At 72.3% G+C, this 12,858-nt stretch carries 12 protein-coding genes and 1 tRNA gene; 5 read left to right on the forward strand and 8 right to left on the reverse strand.

The features are described from left to right. Window positions 1-199: 199 nt before the first annotated feature. Both OG386_RS19445 and OG386_RS19450 read left to right on the forward strand, forming a co-directional pair. Window positions 200-1,468 carry an amidohydrolase family protein gene (locus OG386_RS19445; RefSeq protein WP_327383782.1) on the forward strand — a complete coding sequence of 423 codons (1,269 nt, stop codon included), beginning with the start codon at window positions 200-202 and terminating at the stop codon, window positions 1,466-1,468. A gap of 53 nt (window positions 1,469-1,521) precedes the next feature. Continuing rightward, entirely contained in the window at window positions 1,522-2,178 is a 657-nt protein-coding gene (locus OG386_RS19450) for an SDR family oxidoreductase (RefSeq protein WP_328789204.1), read from the forward strand. A gap of 42 nt (window positions 2,179-2,220) precedes the next feature. On the opposite strand, the gene OG386_RS19455 is transcribed toward OG386_RS19450, so the two are convergent. The 3 genes from OG386_RS19455 to OG386_RS19465 form a co-directional block, all read right to left on the reverse strand. Next, on the reverse strand, window positions 2,221-2,661 hold the full coding sequence (locus tag OG386_RS19455; protein ID WP_266603846.1) for a DUF3574 domain-containing protein: 441 nt from the start codon (window positions 2,659-2,661) through the stop codon (window positions 2,221-2,223). A 140-nt stretch (window positions 2,662-2,801) separates the two neighbouring features. Next, window positions 2,802-3,761: a hypothetical protein gene (locus OG386_RS19460; protein ID WP_328789205.1), complete on the reverse strand. Its 960-nt coding sequence runs from the start codon at window positions 3,759-3,761 to the stop codon at window positions 2,802-2,804. A 269-nt stretch (window positions 3,762-4,030) separates the two neighbouring features. Continuing rightward, window positions 4,031-4,112, reverse strand: a tRNA-Tyr gene (locus OG386_RS19465). Between the two features lie 200 nt (window positions 4,113-4,312). Between OG386_RS19465 and OG386_RS19470 the strand changes: the two genes are divergently transcribed. The 3 genes from OG386_RS19470 (at window position 4,313) to OG386_RS19480 (ending at window position 7,677) form a co-directional block, all read left to right on the forward strand. Then, window positions 4,313-4,801, forward strand: coding sequence for a YajQ family cyclic di-GMP-binding protein (locus tag OG386_RS19470; protein ID WP_030009008.1), 489 nt, complete (start codon window positions 4,313-4,315; stop codon window positions 4,799-4,801). A 194-nt stretch (window positions 4,802-4,995) separates the two neighbouring features. Next, complete coding sequence (locus OG386_RS19475) at window positions 4,996-6,423, forward strand: SulP family inorganic anion transporter (RefSeq protein ID WP_328789206.1); 1,428 nt, start codon at window positions 4,996-4,998, stop codon at window positions 6,421-6,423. An 18-nt stretch (window positions 6,424-6,441) separates the two neighbouring features. Beyond that, window positions 6,442-7,677: an APC family permease gene (locus OG386_RS19480; RefSeq protein ID WP_328789208.1), complete on the forward strand. Its 1,236-nt coding sequence runs from the start codon at window positions 6,442-6,444 to the stop codon at window positions 7,675-7,677. Here the strand turns inward: OG386_RS19480 and OG386_RS19485 are convergent. From OG386_RS19485 to OG386_RS19505, 5 genes are all read right to left on the reverse strand, one after another. Continuing rightward, a complete protein-coding gene (locus tag OG386_RS19485; protein ID WP_328789209.1) occupies window positions 7,661-8,194 on the reverse strand; it encodes an SMI1/KNR4 family protein in 534 nt (177 codons plus the stop codon). The genes OG386_RS19480 and OG386_RS19485 overlap by 17 nt on opposite strands. A gap of 120 nt (window positions 8,195-8,314) precedes the next feature. Then, window positions 8,315-8,707, reverse strand: coding sequence for a YccF domain-containing protein (locus tag OG386_RS19490; protein WP_030009012.1), 393 nt, complete (start codon window positions 8,705-8,707; stop codon window positions 8,315-8,317). Continuing rightward, entirely contained in the window at window positions 8,704-9,567 is an 864-nt protein-coding gene (gene htpX, locus OG386_RS19495) for a zinc metalloprotease HtpX (protein WP_328793292.1), read from the reverse strand. Before htpX ends, OG386_RS19490 begins: the two co-directional genes overlap by 4 nt. A 201-nt stretch (window positions 9,568-9,768) precedes the next feature. Next, entirely contained in the window at window positions 9,769-11,301 is a 1,533-nt protein-coding gene (locus tag OG386_RS19500; protein WP_328789210.1) for an NADH-quinone oxidoreductase subunit N, read from the reverse strand. Next, the gene (locus tag OG386_RS19505; RefSeq protein ID WP_328793293.1) at window positions 11,298-12,851 is read right to left on the reverse strand and encodes a complex I subunit 4 family protein; all 1,554 of its coding nucleotides are present in this window, start codon (window positions 12,849-12,851) and stop codon (window positions 11,298-11,300) included. The genes OG386_RS19500 and OG386_RS19505 overlap by 4 nt, the downstream gene beginning before the upstream one ends. Window positions 12,852-12,858: the final 7 nt, after the last annotated feature.

Here is a 12,858-nt window from a genome sequence, read left to right on the forward strand (position 1 = left end):
ACTCCGGCGCCCGCCGATCGGAGCCCCGGAGCCCGTCGGGGCGCACGCGCGGGCTCCCCGGCGCGTGGCACCACACCGGTACGACTATTGCGCTCTTCCGCGAAGCGGGGTGCGCCGCACCCTAGGCTCTGAGCACGCTGCGTGATCTTGGGCCGCGGGCCACGGCTCCAGGAACCGCCCGAGCCACCGCAGGAGCGCGATGTCTGACAGCCAGCCGCCGCAGCCGTTCCAATCGCCCCGCGGCGGAAACGGCAACGCGGCCGCAGCCGAGGCCACCACCCTGCTGCTCACGGGGGCTCGCCTCACCGACGGCCGCACCGTCGACGTCCGCCTCGGGGGCGGCCGGATCCAGGCCGTCGGCACCACGGGCAGCCTCCCCTCCCCCACGCCGGCTCGGGTGGACCTGACCGGCTACCTGCTGCTCCCCGCCCCCGCCGAGCCGCACGCCCACGGGGACACCGCGCTGACCGCCGACACCGAGGGGCCCGTCTCCTACGCCCCCGACGAGGTCCAGCGCCGGGCCACCGAATCCGCCCTGCTCCAGCTCGGCCACGGCGCCACCGCGGTCCGCTCCCACGTCCGCATCGGCGACGTGCACGGCCTCGGCCCCATGGAGGCCGTGCTCCAGGCCCGCCGCTCCCTGCGCGGGCTCGCCGACCTCACCGCCGTGGCCGTCCCCCGACTGCTGACCGGGGTGGCCGGCGCGGACGGGCTGGCCATGCTGCGGGACGCGGTCAAGATGGGCGCCTCCGTGATCGGCGGCTGCCCGGACCTGGACCCGGACCCGACGGGCTTCCTCGAAGCCGTCCTGGAACTCGCCGCCGAGCACGGCTGCCCCGTGGATCTGCACACCGACGGTGACGACCCGGGCCGCCTCGCCCGGCTCGCGGCGATGGCCGGCGGGCTGCGCCCCGGAGTGACCATCGGCCCTTGCGGCGGCCTGTCCCGGCTCCCGCTGGACGCGGCCGCCCGCGCCGCCGACCAGCTGGCCGCGGCCGGCGTACGGGTCACCTGCCTGCCCCAGGGCGACTGTGCGGCCCTGGAACGGCGCGGCCTGCGCACCGCCCCCGTCCGGCTGCTGCGGGCCGCCGGTGTGCGCGTCGCGGCCGGCAGCGGGGCGCTGCGGGACGCCGGGAACCCCGTCGGGCGCGGGGATCCGCTGGAGGCCGCGTACCTACTGGCCTCCCAGGGAGGGCTCCGGGCGGGCGAGGCCTACGAGTCCGTCAGCAGCTGCGCCCGCGAGGCCATGGGGCTGCCGGAGGTCCGGGTGGAGGCGGGTTTCCCGGCGGAGCTGCTCGCCGTGCGCGGGGACCGGATCGCGGGCGTGCTGTCCCTCGCCTACAGCCGGATCGTGATCCACCGCGGGCGGGTCGTAGCCCGTACGAGTGCCGTACGGGAGTACTGCGACTCCGCCGTCGCGGTGGCGTTGGACCTGCCCCGGCAGGGCCGTACGGAGGCGGGGCCCTGAGGTTCGCCGTCCGCTCGCGGGCGTCGGCGCCCGGCTCGTCGTACGGTCGGGTCATGCGCATCGTCATCGCGGGTGGACACGGTCAGATCGCGCTGCGGCTGGAGCGCCTGCTCGCCGCGCGCGGGTACGAGGTCGCGGGCATCGTCCGCGATCCGGCACAGGGCGACGACCTGAGGCAGGCGGGCGCCGAGCCGGTGCTCTGCGATCTGGAATCGGCCTCGGTGGAGCACGTGGCGGGGATTCTGCAGGGCGCGGACGTCGCGGTGTTCGCGGCCGGTGCGGGCCCCGGCAGCGGAATCGAGCGGAAGGACACCGTGGACCGGGGCGCGGCGGTGCTGTTCGCCGACGCCGCCGAACGGGCTCGCGTGCGGCGCTTCCTGATGGTCTCTTCGATGGGTGCGGACGCGCACCACGGCGGCGACGAGGTCTTCGACGCGTACCTGCGGGCCAAGGGCGAGGCCGATGACCACGTACGGACCCGGCTGGGCCTGGAGTGGACCGTCCTGCGCCCTGGTTCGCTGATCGACGACGCCGGGACGGGCCTGGTCCGTCTGGAGGCTCGGACGGGTCGCGGGGCCGTCCCGCGCGACGACGTGGCGGCGGTGCTGGCCGAGCTGATCGAGACCCCGGCGACTGCGGGCCTGACCCTGGAGTTGGTCTCCGGTTCGACGCCGGTCGAGGTGGCCGTGAAGGACGTGGCGGGCAACTGAGGCCGCCGCCCCGGCAGTCCGCCGCCCCGGCGGTCCGGTGGTTCAGAACCCGGCGCTGACCTTGTCGTCGGACCGGCCGACGGAGTCCTGCTGGTACCGGTCCTCGTACGCCTGCCGGATCCGCTCGATGCGCGTGCTGCGCTCGTCGGCTTCCTTCTCCGGGTAGAGCAGGACCACCTCGTACGAGGTCTCGCGGACGGTCTTGCCGTCCTGACCGCGCCACTGGCCGTACCCGTCGTGGAGGGTCAGTCCCTCGGGGAAGGCGGGGGTGATCTCCAGGTCCAGGAACCGCATGAACTCGCGTTCCTCGACGGGGTCGCGGCCGTCGGTCCGTTGGGTGCCGAAGTACAGCCGGGTCTCCTGGTAGGGCTCCCCCACGTCCGTGTGGAGGGCCGCTCCCACCAGAGCCGGAATCCCTGCGCCGAGCAGGGCCATGAGCACCCCGCCGCCGACCTTCCCGCGCGTGTCAGATGTCCATTTCACCCCCGGTGAACGAACAGGAGCCGCCGACGTTGCGGCCGTGGTCGGTGCGTCGTCGGGTGACGGCGGGAAGCCCGCCCGTCCGTGGTGGCGGGCGGGACGGGCTTCCGGTCGGTGCGTGGTGCGGCCGTGCGGAGGGGCGACTACCAGTAGATGACTACGTAGCCGTCGCCGCCGTCCTTGCCGCGGGAGCCGGAGTTGCCGATGGCCCGGTTGGTGCCGCCGCCGCGGCCGCCGTCGCCGCCCACGGCCGTGCCGTCCGGGAGCTGGACGATGCCGTCCGCGGTGCCGCCGCCGGTGCCGTCGGCGTTGCCCGGGTCACCGTTGTGGTTGACGCCGCCCGAGGAGCACGTTCCGGTGCCGCCCAGGCCGGGCGTGCCGGGCTCGCCGGGACCGCGGTCCGCGGCGCCGCCGCCCCCGCCGCCCCCGCCGCCGGTGGCGGTGAGGAGCACGGTGTTGCTCGACGCCACGGTCAGCGACGTGGTGGTGCCCGCGGTGCCGGCGGTGCCGTTGGCACCCGGGGCTCCGCCGAGGCCGTTGGCGCCTCCGGTGCCGACGTCCACGCCGTAGTCCGCCAGGGGGGTGACCGGGATGACGCACCAGGTGAAGCCGCCACCACCGCCGCCACCACCGTGGCCACCGGTGTTCCGCGCGGCTGCGGCGGCGTCCGTGTCTGCGGCTGCGTCGACTCCGCCGGTCGGGTTGTTCGTGTTGTTGGGGTTGTTGGGGTTGCCACCGCCACCGTTGCTGCGCGCGGACCCGCCGCCACCGCCGCCACCACCGCCGGCGCCCCATGCCTGGACGAACACCGAGGTGACGCCCGGCGGCGGGGTGAAGGTGTTGTCCGAGGTGAACTGCCGCAGGCCGTGAATGACCTGGGGCCCGTGCTTCTTGTGCTTGTCGTGCTCCGAGAGCCCGTGCTTCTTGCCCTCGACGGACTTCTCGTTCTGGTGGCCCGTCGGCTTGGGCCCGTCCGCGGATGCGGCCGGAGCCAGCGCGATCAACTGGCCGGTGAGGGCCGCAGCGGCGGCGATGGAGGCGAGCAGGACCCGGGAGCGCCCCCGGGGCCGTTGAATCGTCGCCGACTGATGGTTCAGGTTCATGGCTTCCTTACCCGCCGGCGCCGAGGGCTGCCGCGGGATGCGATGGGAGGGGTGCGTGCGTCACGCGCCGCCCATCCGATCTGGCCGCGGCCTCGCCGTGGCGCTGGCAGGGCCGGGGCTGTGGCCCAGTCAGGTGAGAAGTTCATCTGACCGGAGCAATTCGTGAGGGGCCCCACCCTCGGTCGCTCCGCAGCCGTGCCGCGGTCGGCCGGGTACGAAAGAACCCCCGCTCACTGTGATTCCACAGATGAACGGGGGTTCCACTCGCGTGGCGGCGCCAGGGTTCGAACCTGGGTAGGCTGAGCCGGCAGATTTACAGTCTGCTCCCTTTGGCCACTCGGGCACACCGCCAAGATTTGCTGCCATTTTCTCCGCCTCGCGGCGGCGCTCCCTGGCAACGACGTAAACGATACCTGATGACCGGGGGTGCTTCACCACCGGATTGATCAGCGCCGGGGGTGGGTGCGGTGGCTAGGCTTTGCCGAGCGGGCCGGGCATGTCCGGCCGCGCCCTCCGGGGTGATCACAATCGACTTCAAGGAGCCACAGCACATGGCCGACTCCAGTTTCGACATCGTCTCGAAGGTCGAGCGGCAGGAGGTCGACAACGCCCTCAACCAGGCCGCCAAGGAGCTCTCGCAGCGCTACGACTTCAAGGGCACCGGCGCCACCATCGCCTGGTCCGGCGAGAAGATCCTGATGGAGGCGAACTCCGAGGAGCGCGTGAAGGCCGTCCTCGACGTCTTCGAGACCAAGCTGGTCAAGCGCGGCATCTCGCTGAAGGCGCTGGACGCCGGGGAGCCGCAGCTGTCCGGCAAGGAGTACAAGATCTTCGCCACGATCGAGGAGGGCATCTCCCAGGAGAACGCCAAGAAGGTCGCGAAGATCATCCGGGACGAGGGTCCCAAGGGCGTCAAGGCCCAGGTCCAGGGCGAGGAGCTGCGCGTCAGCTCCAAGAGCCGTGACGACCTCCAGGAGGTCCAGGCGCTGCTCAAGGGCAAGGACCTGGACTTCGCGATCCAGTTCGTGAACTACCGCTGACCCTGTTCCGCGACCTGCCCCACGCCGGCCCGGCGGTCTTCACCGACCGCCGGGCCGCGGCGGTTGCGAAGGGGGTGTGTGCGGGGCGTGTGCGGCGCACGCGCCACCCAGGACTCCTGTGGGCACTTGGGGCACGATGAGTGCGCCCGCCACGCTGGATGGCATCACACCACCGCGTGGCAGGGGGTTCTCGCATGCCTGGGGCCGGCACGTTTCGTGATGACTTCGGGGCGTCCGTGGTCGTCGCGCTGGTCGCTCTACCCCTGTGCGTCGGGGTGGCGGTCGCCTCTGGAGTACCGGCCGAGCTGGGGATCGTCACCGGGGTGGTCGGCGGGCTGGTCACCGGATGGTTCCGCGGGAGCTCCCTCCAGGTGAGCGGGCCCGCGGCCGGTCTGACCGTCCTCGTCTACGAGGCGGTGCAGGCCTACGGTCTTCCCGCGCTCGGGGTGCTGGTGCTGGCCGCCGGGGTGGCGCAGCTGGGCATGGGGATGCTGCGGCTCGGGCGGTGGTTCCGGGCGATCTCCGTGGCCGTCGTGCACGGGATGCTGGCCGGGATCGGGCTGGTACTGATCTGCGGGCAGTTGTACGCCCTGGGCGGTGTGGAGGCTCCGGGGCAGACCCTGGCGAAGCTGCGTGGGGTGCACGAGCTCGGGGCGCAGGCCGACGTGGCCGCCGTACTGCTCGGGGTCGGGACGATCGCCGCCATGGTCGCCTGGCGCCGGGTGCCCGCCCGGCTGCGGATCGTGCCGGGGGCGCTCGTCGGCGTGGCTGCCGCGACCGCCGCGGCCGTCCTGTTGCGGCTGCCCGTCGAGAAGGTGCGGGTGACGGGCGTGCTGGCGGCCGTGTCCCCGCCCGGCTGGGGTGACTTCGAGGTCCTCGCTTCGGTCGGCGCGGTCGGGACCGTGGTCGCGCTGGCGCTGATCGCCTCCGCCGAAACGCTGTTCAGCGCCGCGGCCGTGGACCGTATGCACGACGGGCCGAGGACGGAGTACGACAAGGAACTCATCGCCCAGGGCGTGGGCAACAGCGTGTGCGGGCTGCTCGGCGCGCTGCCGATGACGGCGGTCATCGTGCGCAGCGCCGCCAACGTGGAGGCCGGGGCGCGGACCCGTGCGGCCAGGGTGCTGCACGGTGGCTGGCTGCTGCTCTTCGCCGTGGCCTTTCCCCAGCTCCTGGAGATCGTGCCGCTGGCCGCACTGGCCGGGGTGCTGCTGCACGCGGGCTGGAAGCTGCTGCCGGCCAGGGCGGTGGCCGCCTTGTGGCGGACGCACCGGGGCGAGGCGGTGGTGCTGGTGGTCACGGCCTCGGCGATCGTGGTCACCAATCTCTTCGAAGGCGTGCTGATCGGGCTGGGGCTCGCCGTCGCCAAGGCGGCCTGGGAGACCTCCCACGTGCACATCGAGGAGGTGTGGGAGGACGAGGAGCTGTGCGTGCAGGTCCTGGGGAACGCCAGCTTCTTGCGGCTTCCCAAGCTGCTCGACGCCCTGGACGCGTTGCCGCACGGGCAGCCGGTGCGGCTGGATCTGAGCGGGCTGCGCCACTTGGACCACGCCTGTCTGACCGCCCTGGAGGGCTGGGAGCGCGCACGGACGCCACTGCCCGGCCGGGAGGGCGTCATCTAGCGGGGTTACTCTCCGCCCGTGCAGAACGAGTTGAAGCGCACCCTGGGAGTGTCCGATGCCGTCGTCGTCGGACTCGGCGCGATGGTGGGCGCCGGTATCTTCGCCGCCCTGGCTCCCGCGGCGCGGGCGGCGGGGGGCGCCCTGCTCGCCGCACTGGGCGTGGCGGGTCTCGTGGCCTACTGCAACGCGCACTCCTCGGCGCGGCTGGCCGCCCGGTACCCGGCCTCCGGCGGCACGTACGTCTACGGGCGCGAGCGGCTCGGGCCCTTCTGGGGGTATCTGGCGGGCTGGGGGTTCGTGATCGGCAAGACCGCGTCCTGCGCGGCGATGGCCCTCACGGTGGGGGCGTACCTGTGGCCTGGGCGGCAGCACGCCGTGGCCGTCGCGGCGGTGGTGGCGCTGACCGCCGCGAGCTACGGCGGAGTGCAGAAGTCGGCCCGTATCGCCCGGCTGATCGTGGCGGTGGTGCTGGCGGTGCTGGCCGGGGTGGTCGTGGTGTGCCTGTCCTCCGGGGCGGCCGACCCGGGGCGGCCGGGCGGACCCGGCGGGGGCGTCTTCGGGGTGTTGCAGGGTGCGGGTCTGCTCTTCTTCGCCTTCGCGGGCTACGCCCGGATCACCACCCTGGGCGAGGAGGTGCGGGATCCGGGACGGACGATCCCGCGGGCGGTGCCGATCGCACTGGGGATCGCGCTGCTGGTGTACGCCGCGGTGGCGGTGGCGGCGTTGTCGGTGCTCGGCGCGGAGGGGCTGGCGCAGTCGTCGGCCCCGCTCGCCGACGCGGTGCGGGCGGCCGGGCGGCCCGGACTGGCCCCGGTGGTCCGGGTGGGTGCGGCCCTGGCCGCGCTGGGCTCGTTGCTGGCGCTCGTGCTCGGGGTTTCGCGGACCGTTCTGGCAATGGCCCGGGACGGCCATCTGCCGCGCGCGCTGGCGGCCGTACATCCTCGGCACCAGGTGCCGCACCATGCGGAGCTGGCCGTGGGTGCGGTCGTGGCGGTGTTGGCGGCCACCGCCGATCTGCGGGGCGCGATCGGTTTCTCCTCCTTCGGAGTGCTCGCCTACTACGCGATCGCGAACGTCTCCGCGTGGACTCTCGATTCAGCTGTCAAGGGTCGGGCCGTGGCAGTGGTCGGGCTGTCCGGCTGTGTGGTGTTGGCGTGTGCGCTGCCCCTCGCGTCGGCGCTGTGGGGGGCGGCGGTGCTGGCGGTGGGCGTACTGGTCTACGTGGTTCGGTGGCGGCTCAGATCCGGGATCTGAACGCGTCCCAGGGCGCCAGCTCCAGGTCGTGCTCCTCTCCCAGGCCGGACTCCTCGCAGAACCAGGCGGTGCCGTCGAGCCAGCCGTGCAGCCAGCCGGCCAGGCTCGGAGCGTCGATGGACCAGGCGAGCTCCGGCTCCCCCGGATTCGGGTCGAACAGGAGGACCTCGGCGGTCTCGGACCGGCAGTCCACGCAGGCGTCCATTCCGCAGCCGAAGTCGGCCACGGGCAGTACGCCTTCGGGCCAGCGCCATCCGCAGGAGCGCCGTTCCCCGTACGCGAGCACTGCCTGACGCAGCGGCAGCAGCCCCTGGCCGGGGCCGAATCCGCCGTCGCCGACGCGTGCGTAGAGCGAGGCGAGCAGGGGCGGCAGGGCGAAGCCGAGTATGGCTTCGGCGCGGGTGATCTCCCCGGTGTCCAGCGGCACCGGCAGGATCTCTCCACTCCGCTCGTACCTGCGTGCGGAGTTGCGCACGCGGTCCGCGACTTGCTCCAGCAACTGCTCGGTCTCGTTCATGCGTTCATGGTGACGCACCCCACCGACATCCGCCCGGGCCTGTGGATAACTCCGCCCGCAGGCCGTTTCGTCGGCCTGCGGGCGGGGTGTGTACTGGCGTCCGGGACGCCGGTCGCTGCGTCAGCGGGAGGCGAACGGCGCGTCCGTCGGAACGATCTCGCGGCCCAGCGGCAGCAGGGAGAGCGGGACCATCTTGAAGTTGGCGATGCCGAACGGGATGCCGATGATCGTGATGCAGAGGGCGATGCCGGTGACGATGTGGCCGAGGGCCAACCACCAGCCCGCCAGCACCAGCCACAGGACGTTGCCGATGCAGGACGGGGCGCCCGCGTCGTGGCGCTCGACCGTGGTGTAGCCGAAGGGCCAGAGGGCGTAGACCGCAATGCGGAAGGCGGCGATGCCGAACGGGATGCCGATGATGGTGATGCACAGCAGCACGCCTGCGAGGAGGTATCCCAGGAACAGCCAGATGCCGCTGAGGATGAGCCAAATGATGTTGAGGATTGTCTTCATTGGCGGCGGCCTGCCATCTGTTCGAGCCGGGCGATGCGCTCGGCCATCGGAGGGTGTGTGGAGAACATCTTAGAAAGGCCCGCACCCGGACGGAACGGGTTGGCGATCATCATGTGGCTCGCCGCCTCCAGCCGGGGCTCCGGGGGCAGCGGGAGCTGTTTGGTGCCCGCGTCGAGCTTGCGCAGGGCGCTGGCCAGGGCGAGCGGGTCGCCTGTGAGCTGGGCGCTGGAGGCGTCGGCCTCGTACTCGCGCGAGCGGCTGATGGCCAGCTGGATCACGGAGGCGGCCAGCGGGCCCAGGATCATGATCAGCAGCATGCCGAGGAGACCGGGGCCCTCGTCGTCGTTCGACCGACCGATCGGGATCAGCCAGGCGAAGTTGACCAGGAACATGATCACCGAGGCGAGGGCGCCGGCGACCGAGGAGATCAGGATGTCGCGGTTGTAGACGTGGCTGAGCTCGTGGCCGATGACCCCGCGCAGCTCGCGTTCGTCGAGGATGTGCAGGATGCCCTCGGTGCAGCAGACCGCGGCGTTGCGCGGGTTGCGGCCGGTGGCGAAGGCGTTGGGGGCCTCGGTGGGTGAGATGTACAGGCGTGGCATGGGCTGGCGCGCGGACGTGGAGAGCTCGCGCACCATGCGGTAGAGCTGGGGAGCCTCGAACTCGCTCACGGGGCGGGCGCGCATCGCGCGTAGAGCCAGTTTGTCGCTGTTCCAGTACGCGTAGGCGTTCGTCCCGAGGGCGACGAGGACGGCGATGATCAGGCCGCCCCGTCCGAAGAAGCTTCCGATGAGGATGATGAGTGCGGACAGCCCGCCGAGGAGTACGGCGGTCTTGAGCCCGTTGTGCCGGCGGTGCACGGTACGCCCTCCAGGTGGTGCGGCAGGGGAGCCCGTCATGGATTTGAGGGTCTACGGTCCAGTGGACCCTCCCTTCCTGGTCAACGCGAGGTGAGGGCGTCAGGTTCCCAGGGCGTGGCGGGGCGGCCGCCCTCCGCCGCCCCTTTCCGGGGGGCGGCGGGGCCGGGGCGGGCGTTACTCCGTACGGGTTGCGCGCGCCGGTTACTGCGCGAAGAGGCTGCCCGAGGTGACGCGCAGGATGAGTTCCGGGGCGCCCGAGACGACGACCGCCGTGATCGCGGTGACGACGACGGCCGCAGCCACCGGCCAGGGGGCGCGCGTACGGGTCTGCGCGCCCTCGGGGGTGCGGAAGAGGAGAGCCGTCCAGCGCAGGTAGTAGTACAGGGCGATGACGACGTTGATCGCCATGACCACGGCCAGCCAGCCCAGGCCCGCGTCGACCGCGGACCGGAAGACGGTGACCTTGGCGAAGAGCCCGATGATGCCCGGCGGCAGGCCCGCCAGGCAGAGCAGGAAGAAGCCCAGGCAGAGGGCGGCCAGCGGGCGCTCTGCGTAGAGCCCCCGGTAGTCGCTGATCCGGTGGAGCGGCTTGGTACGGGCGACCAGGGCGGCCACGGCGAAGGCGCCGAGGTTCACGGCGGCGTACATGAGGGCGTAGGCGACGGTGGAGCCGATCTGGTCGCGCCCGGAGTACGCGGCGGCGGCGATCGGGACCAGCAGGTATCCGGCCTGGCCGACCGAGGACCAGGCGAGCAGCCGTACGGCGCTGTTCGGGCGGTCCGGGGACTGCCGCAGGGCGGCGGTGTTGCCCAGGGTCATGGTGAGTGCGGCGAGGACGGCCAGGGCCGGGCCCCAGATGTCGGAGTACGCCGGGAAGGCGATCACCGTGACGAGGATGAGGCCCGTGAAGCCGACGGCCTTGCCGATGACCGAGAGGTAGCCGGCGATGGGCAGGGGGGCGCCGACGTAGGTGTCGGGGACCCAGAAGTGGAAGGGGACGGCCGCGGTCTTGAAGGCGAAGCCGACGAGGGTGAGCGCGACACCGGCCATGGCGAGCGTGTCGAGCTGCCCGGGGACGTCTTCGAGGCGGCCGGCGACCTGGGTGAGGTGTAGGGAGCCGGTGGCGGCGTAGACGAAGCTGACGCCCATCAGCGACACGGCGGTGGCGGTGACGGAGGACAGGAAGAACTTCAGGGCGGCCTCGGAGGAGAGCCGGTCGCCGCGGCGCATGCCGACGAGGGCGAAGGCGGGCAGCGAGGCGACTTCGAGGGCGACGATCAGGGTGGCGAGGTCGCGGGAGGCGGGCAGCAGGGCCGCGCCGGCGGCGGAGGAGAGCAGCAGGAACCAGTACTCGCCGGCCGGCATGCGGCTGTCGTGGACGGCGGTGACCGAGACCAGGGCGGTGACCAGGGCGCCTGCCAGCACCAGGAACTGGATGACGAGCGTGAAGCGGTCGGCGACGTAGCTGCAGGCCGCCGGGTCGCCGGTGAGGCAGAAGGTGGCGCGGTCACCGGCGCGCAGGGGCAGCAGGGTGGCCGTCGCGGCGGCGAGGCCGGCGACCGAGATCCAGCCGAGGACCGGCTTGTGGCGTTCGGCCAGGAAGAGGTCGGCGACGAGGACGACCAGGCCGACGGCGGCGGTGATCACCACGGGTGCGATGGCGAGCCAGTCGACGGACTGGACCAGGCTCGGGGCCTCGGCGGAGAGGACCGTCAGGGCCGTCATGGCCGTCATGAATTGCCTCCTGCGAGGAGCTTCTGGACGGCCGGATCGGTGAGGCCGAGGAGGACCGCGGGCCACAGGCCGGCGAGGACGGTGAGGGCGACGAGCGGGGTCCAGGCGGCGAACTCGTAGCGCTGGACGTCCGCGACGGCGAGCTCGGGACCGGCTTTCGGGTCTCCCATGCAGACGCGCCGTACGACGATCAGGAGGTAGGCGGCGGTGAGCAGGGTGCCGAACGCGCCGACGGCCACGTAGGTGAGGAACGCGGGGCGGGAGAGGCCCTCGGCGGGGTCGAAGGCGCCGAAGAGGGCCAGCATCTCGCCCCAGAATCCGGCCAGGCCGGGCAGGCCGAGGGAGGCGACGGCGGCGAAGGCGAGGAGTGCGCCGAAGCGGGGGGCGCGGCCGTAGAGGGCTGCGCCGGTGGCTCCGGCGAGGGTGTCGAGGTCGGCGGTGCCGTAGCGGTCCTTGAGGGCGCCGACCAGGAAGAAGAGGAGGCCGGTGATCAGGCCGTGGGCGATGTTGGCGAAGAGCGCGCCGTTGACGCCGGTGGGGGTCATGCTCGCGATGCCGAGGAGGACGAAGCCCATGTGGCCGACGGAGGAGTAGGCGATGAGGCGCTTGAGGTCGCCCTTGTTCCCCTTGCGGGCCAGCGCGAGGCAGGCGAGCGATCCGTAGACGATGCCGACGGCGGCGAAGGCGCCCAGGTAGGGGGCGAAGGTGGCCATGCCGTCGGGGGTGATGGGGAGCAGGATGCGGACGAACCCGTACGTGCCCATCTTGAGCAGGACGCCGGCCAGCAGGACGGATCCGACGGTGGGCGCGGCGGTGTGGGCGTCCGGCAGCCAGCTGTGCAGGGGCCACATCGGGGTCTTCACGGCGAGGCCGATGCCGATGGCGAGAACGGCCAGGAGCTGGGTGGTGTGGGACAGTTCGCGGCCGTTGTCAGAGGCCAGTGTCACCATGTCGAAAGTGCCGCTGTTCAGTCCGATCAGGAGCAGACCGAGCAGCATGACGACGGAGCCGAGGAGGGTGTAGAGGATGAACTTCCAGGCGGCGGCCTGCCGCTGAGCACCGCCCCAGCGGGCGATGAGGAAGTACATCGGGATGAGGACCATCTCGAAGGCGAGGAAGAAGAGCAGCAGGTCGAGGACGGCGAAGGTAGCGAGGGTGCCGGACTCCAGGACCAGGAGCAGTGCGACGAAGGCCTTCGGGGAGGGGCCTGCGGGGAGCTTGAAGTAGCTGTAGAGCGCGCAGAGGAAGAACAGCAGCGCGGTCATCAGGAGGAGGGGGAGCGAAATGCCGTCGACGCCGAGGTGGATCCGGACGTTCAGCGCCTGGATCCAGCTGATGTCCGTCGTCGCCTGGATGCGGGACGGGGCGTCGTGGTCGAAGCCCAGGGTGAGGGCGATGGCCGCGGCGAGGATCACGCCGGTCACGGTCACGCCGTGGCGGAGCACGGCGTGTTCGGGGCTCTTGCCCTTGAGACCGGGCGGGGCCGGCAGGAGCGCCGCGGCGGAGCCGAGGAGCGGTGCGGCCACGATGAACGCCAGAAGGAACTGCATCACGGAC

The organism is Streptomyces sp. NBC_00273 (genome assembly GCF_036178145.1).
Taxonomy (GTDB): domain Bacteria; phylum Actinomycetota; class Actinomycetes; order Streptomycetales; family Streptomycetaceae; genus Streptomyces.

Bases quoted from the DNA above. Each gene is read 5' to 3' on its own strand.
- OG386_RS19470 (WP_030009008.1), top strand. From the start codon at position 4,313: ATGGCCGACTCCAGTTTCGACATCGTCTCGAAGGTCGAGCGGCAGGAG.
- OG386_RS19500 (WP_328789210.1), bottom strand. From the start codon at position 11,301: ATGACGGCCATGACGGCCCTGACGGTCCTCTCCGCCGAGGCCCCGAGC.
- OG386_RS19450 (WP_328789204.1), top strand. From the start codon at position 1,522: ATGCGCATCGTCATCGCGGGTGGACACGGTCAGATCGCGCTGCGGCTG.
- OG386_RS19490 (WP_030009012.1), bottom strand. From the start codon at position 8,707: ATGAAGACAATCCTCAACATCATTTGGCTCATCCTCAGCGGCATCTGG.
- OG386_RS19485 (WP_328789209.1), bottom strand. From the start codon at position 8,194: ATGAACGAGACCGAGCAGTTGCTGGAGCAAGTCGCGGACCGCGTGCGC.
- OG386_RS19505 (WP_328793293.1), bottom strand. From the start codon at position 12,851: ATGCAGTTCCTTCTGGCGTTCATCGTGGCCGCACCGCTCCTCGGCTCC.
- OG386_RS19445 (WP_327383782.1), top strand. From the start codon at position 200: ATGTCTGACAGCCAGCCGCCGCAGCCGTTCCAATCGCCCCGCGGCGGA.
- OG386_RS19475 (WP_328789206.1), top strand. From the start codon at position 4,996: ATGCCTGGGGCCGGCACGTTTCGTGATGACTTCGGGGCGTCCGTGGTC.
- OG386_RS19460 (WP_328789205.1), bottom strand. From the start codon at position 3,761: ATGAACCTGAACCATCAGTCGGCGACGATTCAACGGCCCCGGGGGCGC.